This window comes from Sinomonas atrocyanea (assembly GCF_001577305.1).
GTDB classification, from domain to species: Bacteria; Actinomycetota; Actinomycetes; order Actinomycetales; family Micrococcaceae; genus Sinomonas; species Sinomonas atrocyanea.
Window position 1 is genome coordinate 84693 of the sequence record NZ_CP014518.1, and the last position, 17990, is coordinate 102682.

Below are 17990 nucleotides of genomic sequence, written 5' to 3' on the forward strand. Positions count from 1 at the left end.
GCCCACCAACCATGGAGGAACGAAATGTCTCAAGAGCACTATGACGTCATCGTCGTCGGCCTGGGCCCGTGGGGCTCGGCTGCCGCATGGCACCTGTCCAGCCGCGGGAAGTCGGTACTGGCGCTGGACAAGTTCACCCCGCCCCACAAGGAGGGCTCGCACGGGGGCGCGACCCGTCTGGCACGCCAGTCCAGCAGCGCCGGCGAGCAGTACACCGCCTTCACCAAGCGGACGTTCGAGCTCTGGGACCGTGTAGCCGCCGAGACCGGGACACAGATCCTGAACCGGACCGGGACACTGTTCGTGGGCGAGCCCGGCTCGCTGTGGTTCGACAGGACCATCGGATCCCTGCAGGCCTCCGACTTCGAATTCGACGCCATCGACGCAGCCGCCGCGCGCCGTCGATTCCCGTGGGCCCAGGTTTCCGGGGCCGAGGTCGCCGTGTGGGAGCCGAACGGGACGGTCGCGCTGGTCGAGCCGGGGATCCGCGGCCTCCAGACGGAGGCCCGCCGCCACGGTGCCGTCCTGCGCACCGGTGAAGAGGTCCTGGAGTGGGACGAGACCCCCTCGGGGGTCCTCGTCCGGACCGATCAGGGCCGGTACACCGCCGACAAGCTCGTGGTCGCGGTCGGATCCAGGGCCAACCACCTGCTGCAGCTGGACCTGCCGTACAAGGTCGCCCGCCAGGTCCTGGCCAACTTCCGCCAGCCGGGGCCGGCCCTGCCCGCCGTGTACTTCGCCAAGCCGCCGGGATCCACCGAGGCGCCGGCCTACGGCTGCTCGGAGCCCAACGGGGACTGGAAGTTCTCCGTTCCCGGGAAAGAAGACTGGATCGACCCCGAAGACCTCACCCAGGACCTGCGGCCCGGTGACCTCGAGAGGATCCTCCAGGTGCTCCGAGAGCGGATGCCCGGCATCGACCCCGAACCTCAGTCCACCACGGTGTGCATGTGGGCCGAAGTGGAGGACGGGCACTGGGTGATCGGCCAGCACCCCCAGTCCTCGAGGGTCGTCATCGGCACCGGCGACATGGGCCGCGGGTTCCGGTACGCACCCGCGGTGGGCGAGATGCTGGCTGACCACGTCGACGAGGTCCCCCGTCCCGACACCGACCTGTTCCTGCCCTCGCGCTTCGCCGCGGCCAGGGCCTAGCGGAGCAGACCATGACCACGGCCACCGTTTCCGAGCACGAGCTCGAGATCATCCGCACGATCCTCTCCGCCACCCCGGGATGGACGGACATCATCGCCTACCCGCTCTCCGGCGGGAACGCGCACAAGAACTACCGGGTCGAGGGCAACGACCGCAGCTGTGTCGTGAAGGTATGGAACAACTACTGGACCTCGGTCGGAGTATGTCCCGAGGCCGAGGTGGTCCTCCAGAACTCGAGGACCGCGGCAGAGGTGGGAGTGGGAGCTCCCGTGATCGCGGTGTCGACCGAGCCGCCCGGCATCGGCCTGCACTTCCTCTCCGGCGGCCACCCCCATCTGCAGGAGGACCCTGACGCCATCGAGAGGCTCGTCCCCGCACTCAAGCGCCTCCACAACTCCGGGCGCCGCTTCGCCAACGCAGTCAATCCCTTCGAAGTCGCCCGGGAAAGGTTCGCCGCAGCCCGTGCCCGCGGCATCCCCTTCCCCGCCGGCTTCGAGGTGATCGAGCGCATCATCGACCGCCTCGAGCACACCCTGGCCCTGGACCCCGCAGCGTTCGTCCCGTGCCATCTGGACATCTGGGACGCCAACGTCGTCAAGGCCACACCGTCGGGTCCCTACCGCATCATCGACTGGGACCTCAGCGGCAACTCCGACCCCGGGTACGAGCTCGGCTTCGTCGCCGCGTTCAACGGCTTCGACCCCGAGAGGTCCCAAGCCCTCTTCCAGGCCTACTTCGGCAGCGAGAATCCGGTAGCGCTGGCCCGGGCCAGGCTCTTCATGACGGTCGCACACTGGTCGAACTGCGCCCTGTGGATCACCGCCCTGGGCAACACCGATCCCAACGAGGGCTCGGACTTCGAAGGCGAACTCCGGACCAGCTGGGAAGGACTGCTCACCAGCGTCACCACAGCCGACTTCCACCACGCCATCGAGCAGGCAGCCAAGCCCGGCGCCCTGGTCTAGGCCCCTCTGCAACGCCTCGGCCCCCGGGCCGGCACGACATCTGATCACCACCACTCAAGGAGTACCCAAATGACGGACATCTCTCTCAACGAAGCCCGGCAGGTCCTCCAGGCCGCCCACGAGGCGGCCCTGGAAGCGCAGACCAAGATGAACATCGCGGTGGTCGATGCAGGAGGAAACCTGAAGGCCTTCACCCGGATGGACGGGGCCTGGCTCGGCAGCATCGACATCGCCGTCAAGAAGGCCCGGACGGCACGCTACTTCGACATGCCCACCGGGGACCTCGGCACCCTCTCCCAGCCCGGAGAGCCCCTCTTCAACATCGAGGTCTCCAACGGCGGCCTCATCACCTTCCCCGGAGGAATCCCGCTGCTCAAGGACGGCGTGGTCGTCGGAGCGATCGGAGTGAGCGGAAGCACGGTCGAGGACGACCACTCCGTCGCAAGCGCGGGCGCCGCGGCGCTCTGAGCGCCGGCGCGGTGACCGGCCCGCTCCACGCGCCGGTCACCGCCGCCCACCGCACTCCACCCCGTCACCTGAGGAAAGCCATGACACTCGAAACCACCGCAGTCCAGACAACCGGGGCGCCCCCGGAGCACTCCCTGCTGGAAAGGCGCGGAAGGACCCTCGGCAGCCACTCCCCGCTGTTCTACACAGAGCCGCTGGAGATCGTCGAGGGAGAGGGCGTCTGGGTCCACGACGCTGCAGGGAAGACCTACCTCGACGTCTACAACAACGTCCCCCACGTGGGACACTCCAACGCGGCGGTCCGCGAAGCCATCACAGCACAGCTGCTCAAGGTCAACCTGCACACCCGCTATCTGCACAGCCGGGTAGTGGAGTACGCAGAGAAGCTCCTGGCGACCTTCGACGAGCCCCTCGACCGCGTCTTCTTCACCAACAGCGGATCGGAGGCCAACGAACTCGCCCTGCGCATCGCCAGGCAGCACACCGGAAACACCGGAATCCTGATCTCCGACCACAGCTACCACGGCAACACCACCAGCCTGGCAGAACTGACCACGGCGCTCAGGGTGAAGGAACCCCTCGGTCCACATGTGCGTACGCTGACGATCCCCGACGCCTTCGGCCTCACCCCCGCCAAGGAGAAACGGCTCCTCGCACAGGCACTCGCCGAGGTCGACGCGGCCATCTCCTCCCTCGAACAGAGCGGACACGGGCTCTCAGCGATCCTGTTCGACCCAATCTTCTCCACCGAGGGCCTGCTGAAGACCCCACGCGGCTACATCGAGGCTGTCGCTGAGCGAGTCCACGCTGCGGGCGGCCTGGTCATCGCCGACGAAGTCCAGTCAGGACTCGGACGCATCGGAGCCCATATGTGGGGGCACCAGATGTACGGAACGACGCCGGACCTGGTCACCCTCGGCAAGCCCATGGGCAACGGCCACCCCGTCGGGGCAGCCGTGACGTCCGCAGCCCTCATGGAGGAGTTCGGCGAGAACAACACGTACTTCAACACCTTCGCCGGAAACCCTGTCTCTGCCTCTGCCGGGCTGGCCGTCCTGCAGGTCATGGAAGACCAGAACCTGCTGGACAACACCCGCCGCCTCGGACGGTTCATCAACCGCGAACTCCGCGCACTCGCCCTAGACAACCCCCGCATCAAGAGCGTCAGGGGAAGCGGGCTGTTCTTCGGGTTAGAGATCGTCCGGCCGACCGACTCAGAGCCAGACCCCGAGACCACCAATGCGATCGTCGAAGACCTCCGCGACAGGGGAGTCCTCATCGGCCGAATCGGCCGCCACGACAATGTGCTGAAGATGCGGCCGCCCCTCGTCTTCGAACGCCACCATGCCGAACTCATGCTCGACCGCGTACGGCTCGCTCTTGAAGCCCAGAACGCAGACTGACCGGACGTAAGCCCGAATCCAGAAGAAGAACAGACAGCGGCAGCCCAGGCCGGCGCCCCGCCGTGCGTGCAGGTCACACGCTGACCGCACCGCAACCACGGGCACGATCCGCCTCGGTCCGCGGAGACGACGCACAGCTACCGGAGCCATCATGATCGAACAGACCAGCCCACCGCAGCCAGCGCGGCGACGACACTGCCACTGGACGCCCAATGCCGGAGACCGGATCGAGCTGCGCACCGGCGGCACAACGATCCACGCGGGAAGAGTCGAAACCGTCATGCCCGACCAGTCCGGCTTCTGGATCGCTCCCGACGGGGTCAATCAGCGCCGGTACATCCTGATCGGAGACGACAGCTTCGAGATCTGGGCCTAGCCTCCACCGACGGGATCCGGCTCCCTTGATCGGCGCCGCAGAGGTGAGGAGCCCACCGTTGCCGCACGGCTCATTCCGAATGTCCGCGTTAGGACTGAGCAGTCCGACGCCGCTCAAAGCCATCCTGCCGGGGCTTGGGCTGGCTGGCCCACCCGAGCACCCCCTGTGCCAAACACGAAACGTTGTCGCGCACCCGTCAGCGCGCCTGTGCATCTGGCGACGCGTGAAGACGGACGCTGGCGGCCAATGGCACGATCCGGGGTCAGCTGCGTTCGAGACTCAGGTATCGGTACACAGTATCCCGGCCGACCCCGATGCCCCGTCCGATGTCAGCGGGCCTGAGCCCCTGGGCCTTCAGCTCACGGGCCCGCTTGACCCTCGGGTCCTCGGCTGTGACTTCGCCGCGGCCATGCCGGCCTTGGTGCGCTCGGAGAGCTGGTCGCGTTCGAGCTGCGCGAAGGCCGAGATGATGGTGATTATTCCTTGGCCATGGCGCCACCCAGCTCTGTGTCCGGGTCGGTGGTGATGCCGTCGCGCAGAGAGCGGAACTTGATGCCTTTGGCCTTGAAGGTGTTGAGCAGTTCGAGAAGGTTGCGGGTGTTGCGCCCGAGCCGGTGGGGCTTCCACACGATAACTTCGTCGCCTCGGCTCAGGCGGTCGAGCATCCTGTCCAGCTCAGGCCGGCTGGCCCGCGTCCCGCTGACGCCGTGGTCGCGGTAGATCCGCTCGCACCCCGCGGCCTCGAGGTCCCGGATCTGCAGAGCGGTGTCCTGCTCCGCCGAGCTCACCCGCGCATACCCAAGTCGCGCCATGCCCAGTCAAAGGCCAAAACTGGTGTTTCTTGGAACCCAGGTAGTCCCGCCAGTGCACGAGGATCCCCACGGACGGGGCCATGTAGTCCTGCGGAGCTGGTTATCGACGAGGGCCACGTAGAAGTTCAGCGTCCCGGTGAACTCGGGCTGGAACTTGCCAGTCTTGAGCTCGAAGACCCCAGCTCGCGGAGGGTCCCCACGATGTGGTCGGTGAGGGCCTGCTCCAGTTCCCGTTCCGCCGCCTCGATCGTCAGGCCGAGGAAGTCGAGGTTGTAGGGGTCCTTGGCCAGCTGCCGGGTCAGATCAGAGTCTGGCACCGCCCTCCCTGGAGCGGTGGGTCAGCCATCAGGTCATGGGCTGAGCGGACTGCCTCTGGTGGCGGTCGGATCCGTCTGGGACCCTGTGTTTGAATACTGCATCGCTCTCGCAGCGCCACAGTGTCCGCCGGATTTCCAGGAGTGCTCATATGTGCGGTTCAGAAGGCACGGAAGCACGGCGCCGGGCCGTTCGGGTGTTCCTCCTCAGTGGGCACGCCCTCGTCAGGAGGAGCCTGGCGGACCTCCTGGAGCAGGAGGGCTTCGAGGTGGTCGGGGAGGCGGAGAGCATCGCAGGAGCACTCACTGCTGTGCCGGAGGCTGCGCCGGCAGTGGTGCTCGTTGAGAACCGTCTGCCGGACGGGACCTCGATCGAAGCATGCCGGGCGCTGCGGTCGGCTGCGCCAGGGACCAGGTGCCTGACCCTGACCACCTATGACGAGGGCAAGGCGCTGCGCAGCGCGGTCCTGGCGGGTGCGCCCGGGTATGTCCTGCAGAAGGCCAGCGCCGACGGGCTCCCGGAGAAGCTCAGGCAGGTCGCCGCGGGGGAGCAGCTCTACTCGTCGGAGGCTGCCCACGCCGCTCGTGGCGCGCTGGCCGTGGACGCAGCCCTCAGGTGCACCAGGGCCGAAGGAGAGCTCCTGTCCCTGATGCTGCAGGGCCTGAGCAATGCGCAGATCGGCGAAGCACTCAATCTGCCGCAGGAGCGGCTCGCTGGCCGACTCTCGTCCCTCCTGGCCAAGCTCGGATACCGGCCAGCACCGGACATCGCACGCTACGCCGGGCCGGGACTGGCGCCGCGCCTTCCCGAGGGAGAGCGGCCTCCGGAGGGAGAGCCGCGACTCCCCGCGGGAGAGCCGCAGTAGCCCGACCCGCTCATTGATTGCGGGAACGCAATCATTGCTCTAGACTCACGGCCAAGGTAGGCCCGGCAGGACAAGGGTTGACGTGCTTCCAAGGTCGGCTGGGCTTTCCCACAGCGAGGAGGCCAGTCATGGAGAGCACTCGAGAACGGTCCCGGCGCCCCGAGGAGGGTCCCAGCCCAGCGCGCGCTGGCGTCACCAGGGAGCGGCCGTCGGGCGCAGGGCCATCGGAGCCCGTGGACCTCGTGGTCGAATACCTGGGACTCGCCGACGCGCTCGCCCATCGCTTCAGGTGCCCGGGCCACGATCCTGAGGACCTGTGCCAGGTGGCCCGGCTGGCACTGGTGAAGGCCGCAAAGAGGTACCGCGAGGAGCTGGGGCACGGCTTCGTCCCCTACGCGGTGGCGAGCATCGAAGGGGAGATCAAGCATTACCTGCGGGACCAGAGCTGGATGGTCAGGCCGCCCCGTCCCGTCCTGGACCTTCGGCTCCAGGTCCGCTCCGTGGTGCCCCAGCTCCAGCAGCGCCTGGGCCGCGAGCCCACGGCGGGGGAGCTCGCCGAGGAGCTGCGCGTGCCAGCGGAGCGGATCCTGGAGGCCGAGGTCGCGGACTCGACGATGGTCACCCCCACGATCGAACTCATGGACCGGGACGAGGGCACCGAAGGGCAGCCCGTCAGCATCCCGGCCTGCGAGGATCCCGGATTCGCCCAGGTCGACGCCGCTCAGGCGGTCGCGGCCGCCCTCGCCGATGCGTCCCCCGCGGACCTCGAGCTCGTCCGCCTGCGCTTCGGCATGGAGTTGACCCAGAGCGAGATCGCCCGCCGGCTCGGCACGAACCAGATGCATGTCTCCCGCTGCCTGAACCGCCTGTTCAAGAGGCTGCGTCCCCGCGTGGCCCTGGATCTGCCCGACTAGGCCGCCGGTGGACCCACCGGGCCATCTCGTCCGCGCCCCAGACCAGGAAGGGGAACGGGACGAGCAGGAGCAGCTGCCAGGGTGCGGGGGCTGCCGTCGCGAAGACGGCCTGCAGCGGCGGGACGAACACGATGGCCGCGGAGAAGGCGACCTCGAAGGCAATGCCCCACAGCAGGAGGCGGTTGGTGCCCACGCCGATCTGGGCGAGGGAGGCCACCTGGGTGCGCGCCGCGAACGCGGTGCCGATCTGGCAGGCAACGATCCCGAGGAAGGACATCGTGGTGGCCTGGACCCACACGGCGTGGAGGTGCCCGGTGGCCGTCGAGGCGCCGTAGTGCCAGCCGCCGGCGAGGAGGGATGTGAAGAAGGCGCCTGTGACGAGCACGGCCGAGATGCCGCCCAGCAGGCCCCAGGCCCGGGCCAGCATGGGCCCGTCGATCACGTTCTGGCCCCGCTCGCGCGGCGGCCGCTCCATGATGCCGGGCTCCTCGGGCTCACGGCCCAGGGCGAGCGCCGGCAGCGTCTCCGTGCCGAGGTCGACGGCGAGGATCTGCATGACGGTCAGGGGCAGCGGCACGGCTCCGCCGGCCACGGCGTAGAGGAGGAACGGCACGACCTCGGGAGTCGCGTGGGCGAAGATGTAGACGATGAACTTGCGCACGTTGTCATAGACCCGGCGGCCGGCGCGCACGGCGCTGACAATGGATGCGAAGTCGTCATCCGTGAGCACCATGGCGGACGCCTCCCGGGCCACGTCGGTGCCCGAGCGGCCCATGGCGACCCCGATGTCCGCCCGGCGCAGCGCGGGGGCGTCGTTGACGCCGTCGCCCGTCATCGCGACGACGTGGCCGAGGTCCCGGAGGGAATCGGCGATCCTCAGCTTCGCCTCGGGGGAGCTGCGGGCGAAGATGATCTCCTCCTCCGTGCCGAGCAGCGCATCGAGCTCGGCCTCCGGCATGGCGTCCAGCTCGCTGCCGTTGACCACCCGGATGTCCTTGCCGCCGATCCCCACGCGGGCAGCGATCCCGCGCGCGGTCAGGCCGTGGTCCCCGGTGACGATGATGAGCCGGATGCCCGCGGCGTGGCAGCTGGCCACGGCGTCGGCGACCTCGGGCCGGGGCGGATCCAGCAGCGCGGCGATTCCCAGGAGGGTGAGCCCGCTCTCGGCCTCCCGCCGGGTGAGGCCGGCGGCGTCCCCGGACACCCGCTCGGCCACGGCGAGGACGCGCAGCCCCTGCTCCGCCCATGCGTCCACCGCCTCGGTGACCCGGCCGCGCTCGGCCTCCGAGAGCGCCGTCCTGCCCCCGCCCGGGGCGGCCTCCCAGCCGCACAGGGGCAGCAGCTCCTCCGGAGCGCCCTTGCAGTGCACCCAGACCCCGTCGGCCTGGGAGTCCACCGTGGACATGCGCCGCAGCGCCGGGTCGAAGTGGAACTGGGCGAGCCGGTCCGCGCCGGAGCGGTCGCTGGGCAGCCCGAGCGTCCGGGCGGCATGCAGGAAGGCAAGCTCGGTCGGGTCGCCGGTCTCGGTGCCGTCGGAGGCCAGGCGCGCGTTGCTGCACGCCACGGCCGCTGCCGCGAGCCGCGCGAGCCCTGAGCCGGGAGCGGCCGGCGGGAGGGCGGCGTCGACCGTCACCGTCCCCGTCTCGGGAGTCCAGAGGGCCACGGCCCGCATCCGGTTCATGGTCAGGGTGCCGGTCTTGTCGGTGCAGACCACGCTCGTGGAGCCCAGCGTCTCGACGGCGGAGATCCGCTTCACGAGCGCGCCCTCGCGGGCGAGCAGGCGGACGCCGACGGCGAGGGCGAGCGTGATCGTGGGGAGCAGGCCCTCGGGCACGTTGGCCACGAGGAGACCGATCGCGAAGTTCAGGGCATCGTCCAGGCGCAGGCCTGCCAGCAGGGTCCCGACCGGGATGAACGCCGCCCCGGTCAGGACGGCCACGACGGCGATGACCCGGGCCACGCGCGTCACCTGCTTCTCCAGCGGGCTGCTCTCGTGGCCCACCCGCTCCGAGAGCGCCGCGATGCGGCCCAGCTCGGTGTGCATGCCGGTGGCGAAGACCAGGGCGACCGCCTCGCCGCCCGTGCAGCCCGTGCCGCTGAACACCATGTCCGAGGCGTCCAGGAGGCGCTGCGCGAGCGGGGCGCCGCCCTCGGCGCTGCGCAGCACGGGCAGCGACTCGCCCGTGAGCGTCGAGACGTCCATCTCCACCGAGCCGGTCAGCAGCCGCGCGTCGGCCGAGACCCTATCGCCCTCCCGGACCACGATCACGTCCCCGGGGACGAGGAGCCGCGCGTCAACGAGCCCTTCCCGGCCGTCGCGGATGGCGTGGGCCGAGAGCGGCAGGTAGGCCGCGAGGGCCTCGACGGCGTGCTCCGCATGGTGCTCTTGGAGCAGGGCGAACGCCGCGTTGAGGACGATCACGGCGACGACAGCGCCGGCGAGGGCCCCGGATCCCGTCACCCAGCTCAGGACGGCGGCCAGCCAGAGCAGGAGGGCGAGCGGCTGGGTGAGCTGGCCGAGGATCTGCCGCGGCCACCGGTGCCCGCCCCTGCGCGTGAGCGCGTTGGGTCCGTACACCACCTGGCGCCGTGCCGCCTCCCGCGCGGTCAGGCCGCGCCGGCTCGAGCGGAGGTCCCGCAGGAGCCGGTCCACTGAGGAGCGCGGATCCACCCGGACCTCGGTCTCGGCGGTCTCACGGTCCATGCCCGCAGTAGACCGCGCGGTGACCGACGGGGCCAGAGGCCTTTAGACCATGGTGCCCCGCCCGGCGCAGCGCGCAGGACGGGGCACCCAGAGTGGGCGGCCGGCTCAGTCCTCGGGGTCGAGGACGAAGTCGTAGACCATCTCCTCGCCGGCGCCGTCGGCGGCCGGCTTCGGGTCGAGGATGAGCTCGGGCTTCACGGCCGAGGCGATGTCGTCGTCGTTGTGGGCATCGCCCGGGAAGTACAGCTGGGCGGTGATCTGCTGGTGGCCCGGCGCGGAGACCTTGACGTGGATGTGGGCGGGACGCCACGCGTGCCAGCCCGCGGCCGCGATGAGCTTGCCGCACGCGCCGTCCGTCGGGATCTGGTACGGCGCGGGGCGCATGGTCTGGATCTCGAAGTTCCCGTCCTCGTCCGCCAGGACGGTGCCGCGGAGGTTCCACTCGGGCAGGCCGGGGGCGTACTGGGAGTAGAAGCCGGCGCCGTCCGCGTGCCAGATCTCGACCGTGCCGCCCGCGAGCCCGCTGCCGTCGAGGCCGCGGATCTGGCCCCTCCAGGTCAGCTCCGTGCCCGGCTCGTCCTCGCGGCGCGGCAGGCGGCCCGGAGTCGGCTGCTCGGGGGAGTCAGGGACGTAGTACGGGCCCTCGATCGTGCCCTTCGAGCCCTTGCGGTCCTCGGTCGCGACCTCTTCGACCACGTGCTCGACCCACACGTCGAGGAAGAGGGGCCACTCGCCGTCCTCGCCGACCCCGATCAGCCACTCCTTGAGGGCGTTGTACTCGTCGTAGGTGACCTTGTGCGTGCGGATGGTGGCGTACACGGCCTCGAGGACCTCGCGCGCCAGGAGCGAGACGCGCTCCTTGGGCACCTCGAGGGCGGCGCGCTTGCCGCTGGACTTGAAGCGCTCGGTGGCCTTGCTCCCGGATTCGGCAGCCTTCGCGTCGAATTCGCTCAGGGTCTGGCTCATGGTCATCCTCCTCGATGAACAGCTGGGGTGTGGCGGGCGGCACAGGCAGCCCGCAATGCCCTTCACGCTAGGAGGAGCAATTGCCGCTGCACAAATACCTAGTTCCAGTGAATTGATATCCGCGGCGTTTCAAAAGCACCCTTGGCCGACCCTAGGAAATGCCCCAGTGTGATCCAGGCCACCAGTTGACAGGATCGTTCAAGCCCGCGGCGTCGACGTCGTGGAAAGCCACAGGCAAAGGGAGAACACCCATGACGGAAACCCTGGACCATGTCCGCGCCCAGCTCTCCGACGCGCTCATCGAGGACGCGTCCACCGGAACCTACCGGGCCAAGCGCAGCATCTTCACCGACGAGGAGCTGTTCGAGCTCGAGATGAAGTACATCTTCGAGGGGAACTGGGTCTACCTCGCCCACGAGAGCCAGATCCCCGAGGTCGGGGACTACTTCACCACCTACATCGGCCGCCAGCCGGTCGTGATCTCCCGCGCCAAGGACGGCGAGTTCCACGCGCACATCAACGCGTGCAGCCACCGCGGCGCGATGCTGTGCCGCCGGAAGACGGACAACCGCACCACCTTCACCTGCCCGTTCCACGGCTGGACGTTCTCCAACAACGGCAAGCTGCTCAAGGTCAAGGACCCCAAGGGCGCCGGCTACCCGGAGCAGTTCAACAAGGAGGGCTCGCACGACCTCACCAAGGTGGCCCGGTTCGAGAGCTACCGGGGCTTCCTCTTCGGCAGCATCAACCCGGACGTCAAGCCGCTCGCGGACCACCTCGGCGAGGCCGCCAAGGTGATCGACCTGATCGTGGACCAGTCGCCCGAGGGCCTCGAGGTGCTCCGCGGAGCCTCCACCTACACCTACGACGGCAACTGGAAGGTCCAGGCCGAGAACGGCGCGGACGGCTACCACGTCTCCGCCACCCACTGGAACTACGCGGCCACCACGGCCCGGCGCGGCACGGGGGAGTCGGCCAACGAGACCAAGGCCATGGACGCCGGCACGTGGGGCAAGCAGGGCGGGGGCTACTACTCGTTCGAGCACGGCCACCTGCTCCTGTGGATGTGGTGGGGGAACCCCGAGGACCGCCCCAACTTCGACAAGCGCGAGGAATGGAGCCAGCAGTTCGGCGCCGAGCGCGCGGAGTTCATGATCGGCGCCTCCCGCAACCTCTGCCTCTACCCGAACGTCTACCTCATGGACCAGTTCAGCTCGCAGATCCGCCACTTCCGGCCGATCTCCGTGGACAAGACCGAGGTGACGATCTACTGCATCGCCCCGAAGGGCGAATCCGCCGAGGCGCGCGCCAACCGCATCCGCCAGTACGAGGACTTCTTCAACGCCACGGGCATGGCCACTCCCGACGACCTCGAGGAGTTCCGCTCCTGCCAGAAGACCTACCTCGCCACCGCCGCGCCGTGGAATGACATGAGCCGCGGCCAGGCCCACCAGATCACCGGCCCCGACGAGACGGCGAAGGGCCTCGGCCTCAACCCTGTCTCGAGCGGGGTGAAGACCGAGGACGAAGGCCTGTACCCGATCCAGCACGGCTACTGGCGCGAGTGCATGCGGGCGGCCGTCGAGGCCGAGTCCCGCTGACCTGCAGGCACCAGAAGGAGAACCCCATGACGCTCATGACCACGATCGTTCCCGGGACCATCGGGCTCGAGGACATCCGCCAGTTCCTCTACCGCGAGGCCGGCTTCCTCGACGACCGCGAGTTCGACCGCTGGGTCGACTGCTACCACCCCGAGGCCGAGTTCTGGATGCCCGCGTGGGCCGACGACGACACGCTCACCGAGGACCCGCAGCGCGAGATCTCGCTCATCTACTACCCCAACCGCGGCGGCCTCGAGGACCGGGTCTTCCGCATCAAGACCGAGCGCTCGGGTGCCACGAGCCTCCCCGACCCGCGCACCGGCCACAACATCACCAACGTCGAGATCCTGCGCCAGGAGGGCGACCTCGTCGACGTCCGCTTCAACTGGTTCACGCTCTACTACCGCTACAACACGGTGGACACGTACTTCGGGGTCTCGTTCTACACGATCGACTTCTCCGGCACGCAGCCGGTGATCACCAAGAAGAAGGTGGTCCTCAAGAACGACTACATCCACCACGTCGTGGACATCTACCACATCTAGGAAGGACCAGTCATGACTGCGAACACTGGGCACAGCGTCGCGCTCTCCTTCGAGGACGGCGTCACCCGCTTCATCAGCGTCACCCCCGGCCAGACGGTCGCCGACGCCTCCTACCGGGCGCGGATCAACATCCCGCTCGACTGCCGCGACGGCGCCTGCGGCACCTGCAAGGCCTTCTGCGAGTCCGGCTCCTACGACGGCGGCGACTACATCGAGGAGGCCCTCACCGAGGACGAGGCCGACGCCGGCTACTGCCTCCCGTGCCAGATGACGCCCGAGAGCGACCTCGTCCTGCGGATCTCCGGCACCGCCGAGATGGCCAAGAGCGGCGTGGGCCGCTTCACCGCCACCATCGAGCAGCTCCACTGGTACGCGGACAACACCGCGGGCCTCACCCTCTCCGTGGAGGACCGGGAGCAGCTGGCCTACCTTCCCGGCCAGTACATGAACGTCCTCGTGCCGGGCACGGACCAGCAGCGCAGCTACTCGTTCAGCAGCGGCCCCGACGCCGAGCAGCTCACCTTCCTGATCCGCACCGCCCCGGACGGGGCCATGACCACCTACCTCAAGGAACGCGCCGCGGTGGGCGACACCCTCGTCCTCGAGGGACCCAAGGGCAGCTTCTTCCTCCGCGAGGTCAAGCGGCCGGTGCTCATGCTCGCCGGCGGCACGGGCATTGCGCCCCAGCTGGCCATGCTCGAGAAGATCGCCCAGGCAGCCGCCGGCGGGGCAGTCCCCGCGCACCCGATCCACCTCGCCTACGGCGCCACGTGGGACAAGGACCTCATCGAGGTCGAGGCCCTCGAGCGGTACGCGGCCGCCATCCCCGGGTTCACGTTCAGCACCATCGTGGCCGACGCGGAGTCGCAGCACCCGCGCAAGGGCTACGTCACGCAGCACCTGCTGCCCGAGCACCTCAACGACGGCGACGTGGACGTCTACCTCTGCGGGCCGCCGGCCATGGTCGACGCCGTGCGCCGCTACTTTGCGGGCGAGGGGATCGAGCCGGCGAACTTCTACTACGAGCGGTTCGCCGTGGGCGCCGTCCCGGCCCCCGCGCTCGCCGGGGCGGGCGCCGCATGAGCAGCGCCGCGGGCGCGGCCCCAGAGACCGTGGTCGGGGCCGCCGCGTCCGTCCACCCCGGCCGGTTCGCCGGCAAGGCCGTGGTGATCACCGGCGCGGCCCAGGGCATCGGGCGGGCCGTGGCTGAGCGGATCGCGGCGGAGGGCGGCGAGGTCACCCTCGTGGACCGCGCGGACCTCGTCCACGAGGTGGCGGACGGGATCCGCGCCGGCGGGGCGGCCGACGGCGCCGCTGCCGCCGCCGCGCACGCCGTCACCGCCGACCTGGAGACGTTCGACGGCGCGCTGGCCGCCGTCGAGGCGGCCGTCGCCGCGGCGGGGCGCATCGACGTGGTGGTGAACAACGTGGGCGGGACCATCTGGGCCAAGCCGTACGAGCACTACAGCCCCGAGGAGATCGAGAAGGAGGTGCGGCGCTCGCTGTTCCCCACCCTGTGGATGTGCCGGGCCGCCCTGCCGCACCTCATCGGCCAGGGATCCGGCACGATCGTCAACGTCTCCTCCGTGGCCACCCGCGGCGTCAACCGCGTCCCGTACGCGGCGGCCAAGGGCGGGGTGCGGGCCATCACCACCGCGCTTGCCCTCGAGGCCGCCCCCACGGGGTGCGCGTCGTCGCCACCGCCCCGGGCGGCACCGACGCCCCGCCCCGCGCGGTCCAGCGCGGCCCGCTGCCCGCCACCGAGCAGGAACGGCAGTGGTACCAGCAGATCGTGGACCAGACGGTCGGCTCCTCCCTCCTGAAGCGGCACGGGACCCTGGCCGAGCAGGCGGCCGCCCTCTGCTTCCTCGCCTCGGACGAGGCCTCCTACATCACCGGCACGGTGCTGCCCGTCGCCGGGGGCGACCTCGGCTAGCTGCCGACGCCGGGCCGAGGACGCTAGCCTCGGAGGATGGTGAACCCCCACGAGGACGTGGTTGCGCGCGCCCGGGAGCTGTCCGCCCTGGACGCCCTCCTGGGCGCTGCCCCCTGCGCCGTGGTCGAGGGGCCGGCGGGCATCGGGACGACGTCCCTGGCCAGGGCGTTCGCCGCGTCCCGCCCCGAGGCGGAGGTCCTCTGGGCCTCCGCCACGCCCTGGGAGCGGGCGCTGGACGGCGGCCTGCTCGCCCAGCTCGGCATCGTCCCCGACGGCGGGGGCACCGCGGCCGGGCCGAATCTGGCCCGACCCCCCGGCGGAGGCACCGACTCGTGGGGCCCCGGGGAACCGCCGGCGTGGCTGGCCGCGGGACGTGCCTGCCTGGACCGCCTCGCCGCGCTCGCGGGCCGCGGCCCGGTGCTCGTGGTGCTCGATGCGCTCGAGCACGCCGACGCCCTGTCCCTCGAGGCCCTGGCCTTCGCGCTCCGCCGCCACCCGCCAGGGCTCCTCGTCCTGGCCACGTGCGGGCCCGCGGGAACCCGTCCCGGCAGCGCGGCGGCCGTCTTCGCCGACGCCGTGAGCGCCCGGCGGCTGCGCCTCGGGCCCCTCACCGTTGAGGGGCTGAAGGAGCTGGCCGCCGCCCGGTACGGGCTGGACCTCGCGGCCGGTGCGCTGAACGCGCTCTGGCGGGCCAGCCGGGGCATCCCGGAGCTGGCCCTCGAGGCGATCGCCGACGGGGTGGAGGAGGCCGGGGAGGCGCGGTTCGCCGCGGAGGGGCCGCGCGGCGTCGTGCGCTCCGTCGCCGCGCGCACCGCGGCTGCCCTCGCCGCCCTCCCGCCACAGGCCCGGGCCCTCGTCGAGGCGGCGAGCGTGCTCGGCGAGGCCCCGGACGCCGCCGATGCGGCGGCGCTGGCCGGCCTGCCCGACGACTCCGCGCTGCTCGAGGCGGCGGACGCGGCCTGGGCCGCGGGACTCCTCGAGTGCCACACGGTGGCCGGGGGGCTCCGCCTCGCCTTCCCGGACGCGCTCGCCCGGGAGGCCGTGCACAGCGGGCTCGGACCACTGCGCGCGGCAGCCCTCCACGCCCGGGCCGCCGAGGCTGCCCGCACCACCGCGGAGCGGGTCCGCCACCTGGTCGCCGCGGCACCGACGCCCGACGCCGCCCTGGCCGCCACCGTGGACCGCCTCGCCGAGGAGGAGGCCGACTCGGGCGACTGGGGCGCGGCCGCCGATGCTCTGGTCGCGGCGGCGCGGCTGCACACCGACCCGGCGCTGCGCGAGGACCGGCTCGTGCGGGCGGCCGAGGCCATGGTGGCCGCCGGCGACCTCGAGCGGGCCGCCCCGCTGGCCCGGCAGATCGAGTCGCTGCCGGCGACCCCGGGCCGCGACGCCGCGCTTGCCTACTACGCGATCCACCGGGGGCAGGCGCGCCGGGCGGGGGCGCTGCTGGGCCGCGCCTGGGAGCACCGGTCCCCGGACTCCCCGGCGGACCTGTCCGCGCGCATCGCCCAGTACAGGGTCCTCGACGCCCTGGGCACCTGGGACGGCCGCGGCATGCTCGCCTGGACCGAGACGGCCGTGCGCCTCGCCGGGCCGGACAGCGCCGCCGGCATCGAGTCCCGTGCCATGCTGGGCCTCGCCCTCGGCTCGATGGGCCGGAGCGAGGAGGCCCGGCGCGCCTACGACGAGCTCGCCGCGTCCCCGCACCTCGCAGCCCGCGACCAGCGCCTGCACCTCGGCCGGGGCTGGCTCGCGCTCGCCCTGGACGATCTCGACTCCGCGCGGCTCGAGCTGCGGGCGGCGATCCCTCCCGCGCCGCGGCCCGGCTCGCTGCGCATCGCGCTGTGGGCGCACGGCTGGCTCGCCCGGGCCGAGTTCGCGGCGGGACGCTGGGACGACGCCCTCGCGACGGCGTACGCCGGCATCGCGCTGAACGGGCCGGTGGGCATGGACCTCGTGGCCCCGCTGCTGCACCTGACCGTGGCGCAGATCAGCGCCCTGCGGGGCCGGGCCGGCGAGGCGGCCGAGCACAGTGGCCGGGCCCAGGTGGGCCCGGAGGCCTACCCGGTCATGCAGGTGGCTGCGGCCATGGCGGCCGCGGCCGTCCACGAGAGCGTGGGGGACTACGCGGGGGTGCTGCGCGACTACGAGCCGGTGGTCCGGATGGATCGGTCCTCCGGGCTCGATCAGCCGGGCTTCTGGCCCTGGCAGGACGTCTACGCGAACGCGCTGGTGATGGTCGGCGACCTGGACCGTGCCGATGCCTTCCTGGCCCCGCTCGAGGACGCGGCCGCCTCCGCGGGCCACCGCAGCACCACGGCGCGCCTGGGCTCCGTGCGCGGCCGCCTCCTGGGAGCCCGGGGGCAGACCGACGAGGCCGTGCACACGTTCGAGCAGGCCCTCGCGGCGATCGAGGGCCTGGCGCTCCCCTGGGGCGCCGCCCGCGTCCGCTTCGCCTACGGCCAGACCCTCCGCCGCGCCGGCAGGCGCCGGGACGCCACGGCCGTGCTCGCCCGGGCGCGGGACGGCTTCGCGGCCATCGGTGCGAGCGTCTACGTGGCCCGGTGCGAGCGGGAGCTCCAGGCCGCCGGCACCGGGGCGTTCCGGGTCCGCGCGGCCGGCCCGGCGGGGGAGGCCGATGAGTCCGCCGCGAGCGGCCCGGCTGCCGTGCCGTTCACGTCCCAGGAGGAGGCCGTCGCGCGGCTCGTGGCCGCCGGGCGGAGCAACCGCGAGGCCGCGCGGGAGCTCTTCGTCTCCGTCAAGACCGTGCAGTACCACCTCACCCGCATCTACGCGAAGCTGGGGATCGCGTCGAGGTCGGAGCTCGCAGCGGTCTACCGGTCCGGGGTCACGAGCGGGATTGATATCCCCTAGCTCTTGATAGGGCTCGTTTGGGTATTTCCCTCGACACAACCGCGAGCCTAAGGTGAAACGGACAGCGGCCGGAGCGGGCTGCGGCCGACCACCA

At 71.0% G+C, this 17990-nt stretch carries 18 protein-coding genes; 13 read left to right on the plus strand and 5 right to left on the minus strand.

Annotated features, from left to right (window positions below; translation table 11 throughout):
- Nucleotides 1-24 precede the first annotated feature (24 nt).
- From solA to SA2016_RS21195, 5 genes are all read left to right on the plus strand, one after another.
- The gene (gene solA, locus SA2016_RS00420) at nucleotides 25-1152 is read left to right on the plus strand and encodes an N-methyl-L-tryptophan oxidase (RefSeq protein WP_084249195.1); all 1128 of its coding nucleotides are present in this window, start codon (nucleotides 25-27) and stop codon (nucleotides 1150-1152) included.
- Nucleotides 1153-1163: 11 nt separating this feature from the next.
- Nucleotides 1164-2117, plus strand: a complete 954-nt coding sequence (locus SA2016_RS00425) for a phosphotransferase (protein ID WP_066494219.1) — start codon at nucleotides 1164-1166, stop codon at nucleotides 2115-2117.
- A 69-nt stretch (nucleotides 2118-2186) separates the two neighbouring features.
- Complete coding sequence (locus tag SA2016_RS00430; RefSeq protein ID WP_066494222.1) at nucleotides 2187-2585, plus strand: GlcG/HbpS family heme-binding protein; 399 nt, start codon at nucleotides 2187-2189, stop codon at nucleotides 2583-2585.
- 80 nt (nucleotides 2586-2665) lie between these two features.
- Nucleotides 2666-3988: an aspartate aminotransferase family protein gene (locus SA2016_RS00435; protein ID WP_066494224.1), complete on the plus strand. Its 1323-nt coding sequence runs from the start codon at nucleotides 2666-2668 to the stop codon at nucleotides 3986-3988.
- A gap of 151 nt (nucleotides 3989-4139) precedes the next feature.
- Nucleotides 4140-4364: a hypothetical protein gene (locus tag SA2016_RS21195; protein ID WP_141305459.1), complete on the plus strand. Its 225-nt coding sequence runs from the start codon at nucleotides 4140-4142 to the stop codon at nucleotides 4362-4364.
- A gap of 354 nt (nucleotides 4365-4718) precedes the next feature.
- Here SA2016_RS21195 and SA2016_RS22025 read toward each other — a convergent pair whose 3' ends face one another.
- From SA2016_RS22025 to SA2016_RS22455, 3 genes are all read right to left on the minus strand, one after another.
- Nucleotides 4719-4844: a recombinase family protein gene (locus SA2016_RS22025; protein ID WP_257125873.1), complete on the minus strand. Its 126-nt coding sequence runs from the start codon at nucleotides 4842-4844 to the stop codon at nucleotides 4719-4721.
- A complete protein-coding gene (locus tag SA2016_RS22030) occupies nucleotides 4841-5176 on the minus strand; it encodes a recombinase family protein (RefSeq protein ID WP_257125842.1) in 336 nt (111 codons plus the stop codon). Before SA2016_RS22030 ends, SA2016_RS22025 begins: the two co-directional genes overlap by 4 nt.
- Nucleotides 5177-5301: 125 nt before the next feature.
- A complete protein-coding gene (locus SA2016_RS22455; protein WP_066494226.1) occupies nucleotides 5302-5493 on the minus strand; it encodes a PDDEXK nuclease domain-containing protein in 192 nt (63 codons plus the stop codon).
- Nucleotides 5494-5642: 149 nt separating this feature from the next.
- Between SA2016_RS22455 and SA2016_RS00450 the strand changes: the two genes are divergently transcribed.
- Nucleotides 5643-6356 carry a response regulator transcription factor gene (locus SA2016_RS00450; RefSeq protein WP_084249196.1) on the plus strand — a complete coding sequence of 238 codons (714 nt, stop codon included), beginning with the start codon at nucleotides 5643-5645 and terminating at the stop codon, nucleotides 6354-6356.
- A gap of 128 nt (nucleotides 6357-6484) precedes the next feature.
- The gene (locus SA2016_RS00455) at nucleotides 6485-7270 is read left to right on the plus strand and encodes a sigma-70 family RNA polymerase sigma factor (protein WP_084249197.1); all 786 of its coding nucleotides are present in this window, start codon (nucleotides 6485-6487) and stop codon (nucleotides 7268-7270) included.
- Here the strand turns inward: SA2016_RS00455 and SA2016_RS00460 are convergent.
- Nucleotides 7227-9974 carry a cation-translocating P-type ATPase gene (locus SA2016_RS00460; RefSeq protein ID WP_066494230.1) on the minus strand — a complete coding sequence of 916 codons (2748 nt, stop codon included), beginning with the start codon at nucleotides 9972-9974 and terminating at the stop codon, nucleotides 7227-7229. The genes SA2016_RS00455 and SA2016_RS00460 overlap by 44 nt on opposite strands.
- A gap of 105 nt (nucleotides 9975-10079) precedes the next feature.
- Nucleotides 10080-10946, minus strand: coding sequence for a catechol 1,2-dioxygenase (gene catA, locus SA2016_RS00465; RefSeq protein WP_218030579.1), 867 nt, complete (start codon nucleotides 10944-10946; stop codon nucleotides 10080-10082).
- Nucleotides 10947-11191: 245 nt separating this feature from the next.
- On the opposite strand from catA, the gene benA reads away from it, so the two are divergent.
- From benA to SA2016_RS00490, 6 genes are read left to right on the plus strand one after another with little or no spacing between them, the layout of a single operon-like run.
- A complete protein-coding gene (gene benA, locus SA2016_RS00470) occupies nucleotides 11192-12541 on the plus strand; it encodes a benzoate 1,2-dioxygenase large subunit (RefSeq protein WP_066494234.1) in 1350 nt (449 codons plus the stop codon).
- A gap of 26 nt (nucleotides 12542-12567) precedes the next feature.
- Entirely contained in the window at nucleotides 12568-13086 is a 519-nt protein-coding gene (gene benB / locus SA2016_RS00475; protein WP_218030580.1) for a benzoate 1,2-dioxygenase small subunit, read from the plus strand.
- A 12-nt stretch (nucleotides 13087-13098) separates the two neighbouring features.
- Nucleotides 13099-14169, plus strand: coding sequence for a benzoate 1,2-dioxygenase electron transfer component BenC (gene benC, locus SA2016_RS00480; protein WP_066494236.1), 1071 nt, complete (start codon nucleotides 13099-13101; stop codon nucleotides 14167-14169).
- Nucleotides 14166-14909, plus strand: coding sequence for an SDR family NAD(P)-dependent oxidoreductase (locus tag SA2016_RS00485; protein ID WP_371326640.1), 744 nt, complete (start codon nucleotides 14166-14168; stop codon nucleotides 14907-14909). The genes benC and SA2016_RS00485 overlap by 4 nt, the downstream gene beginning before the upstream one ends.
- The gene (locus SA2016_RS22565) at nucleotides 14879-15022 is read left to right on the plus strand and encodes an SDR family oxidoreductase (protein ID WP_503413208.1); all 144 of its coding nucleotides are present in this window, start codon (nucleotides 14879-14881) and stop codon (nucleotides 15020-15022) included. Before SA2016_RS00485 ends, SA2016_RS22565 begins: the two co-directional genes overlap by 31 nt.
- Before the next feature lie 36 nt (nucleotides 15023-15058).
- On the plus strand, nucleotides 15059-17896 hold the full coding sequence (locus tag SA2016_RS00490) for a LuxR C-terminal-related transcriptional regulator (protein ID WP_066494238.1): 2838 nt from the start codon (nucleotides 15059-15061) through the stop codon (nucleotides 17894-17896).
- The last annotated feature ends 94 nt before the right edge of the window (nucleotides 17897-17990 follow it).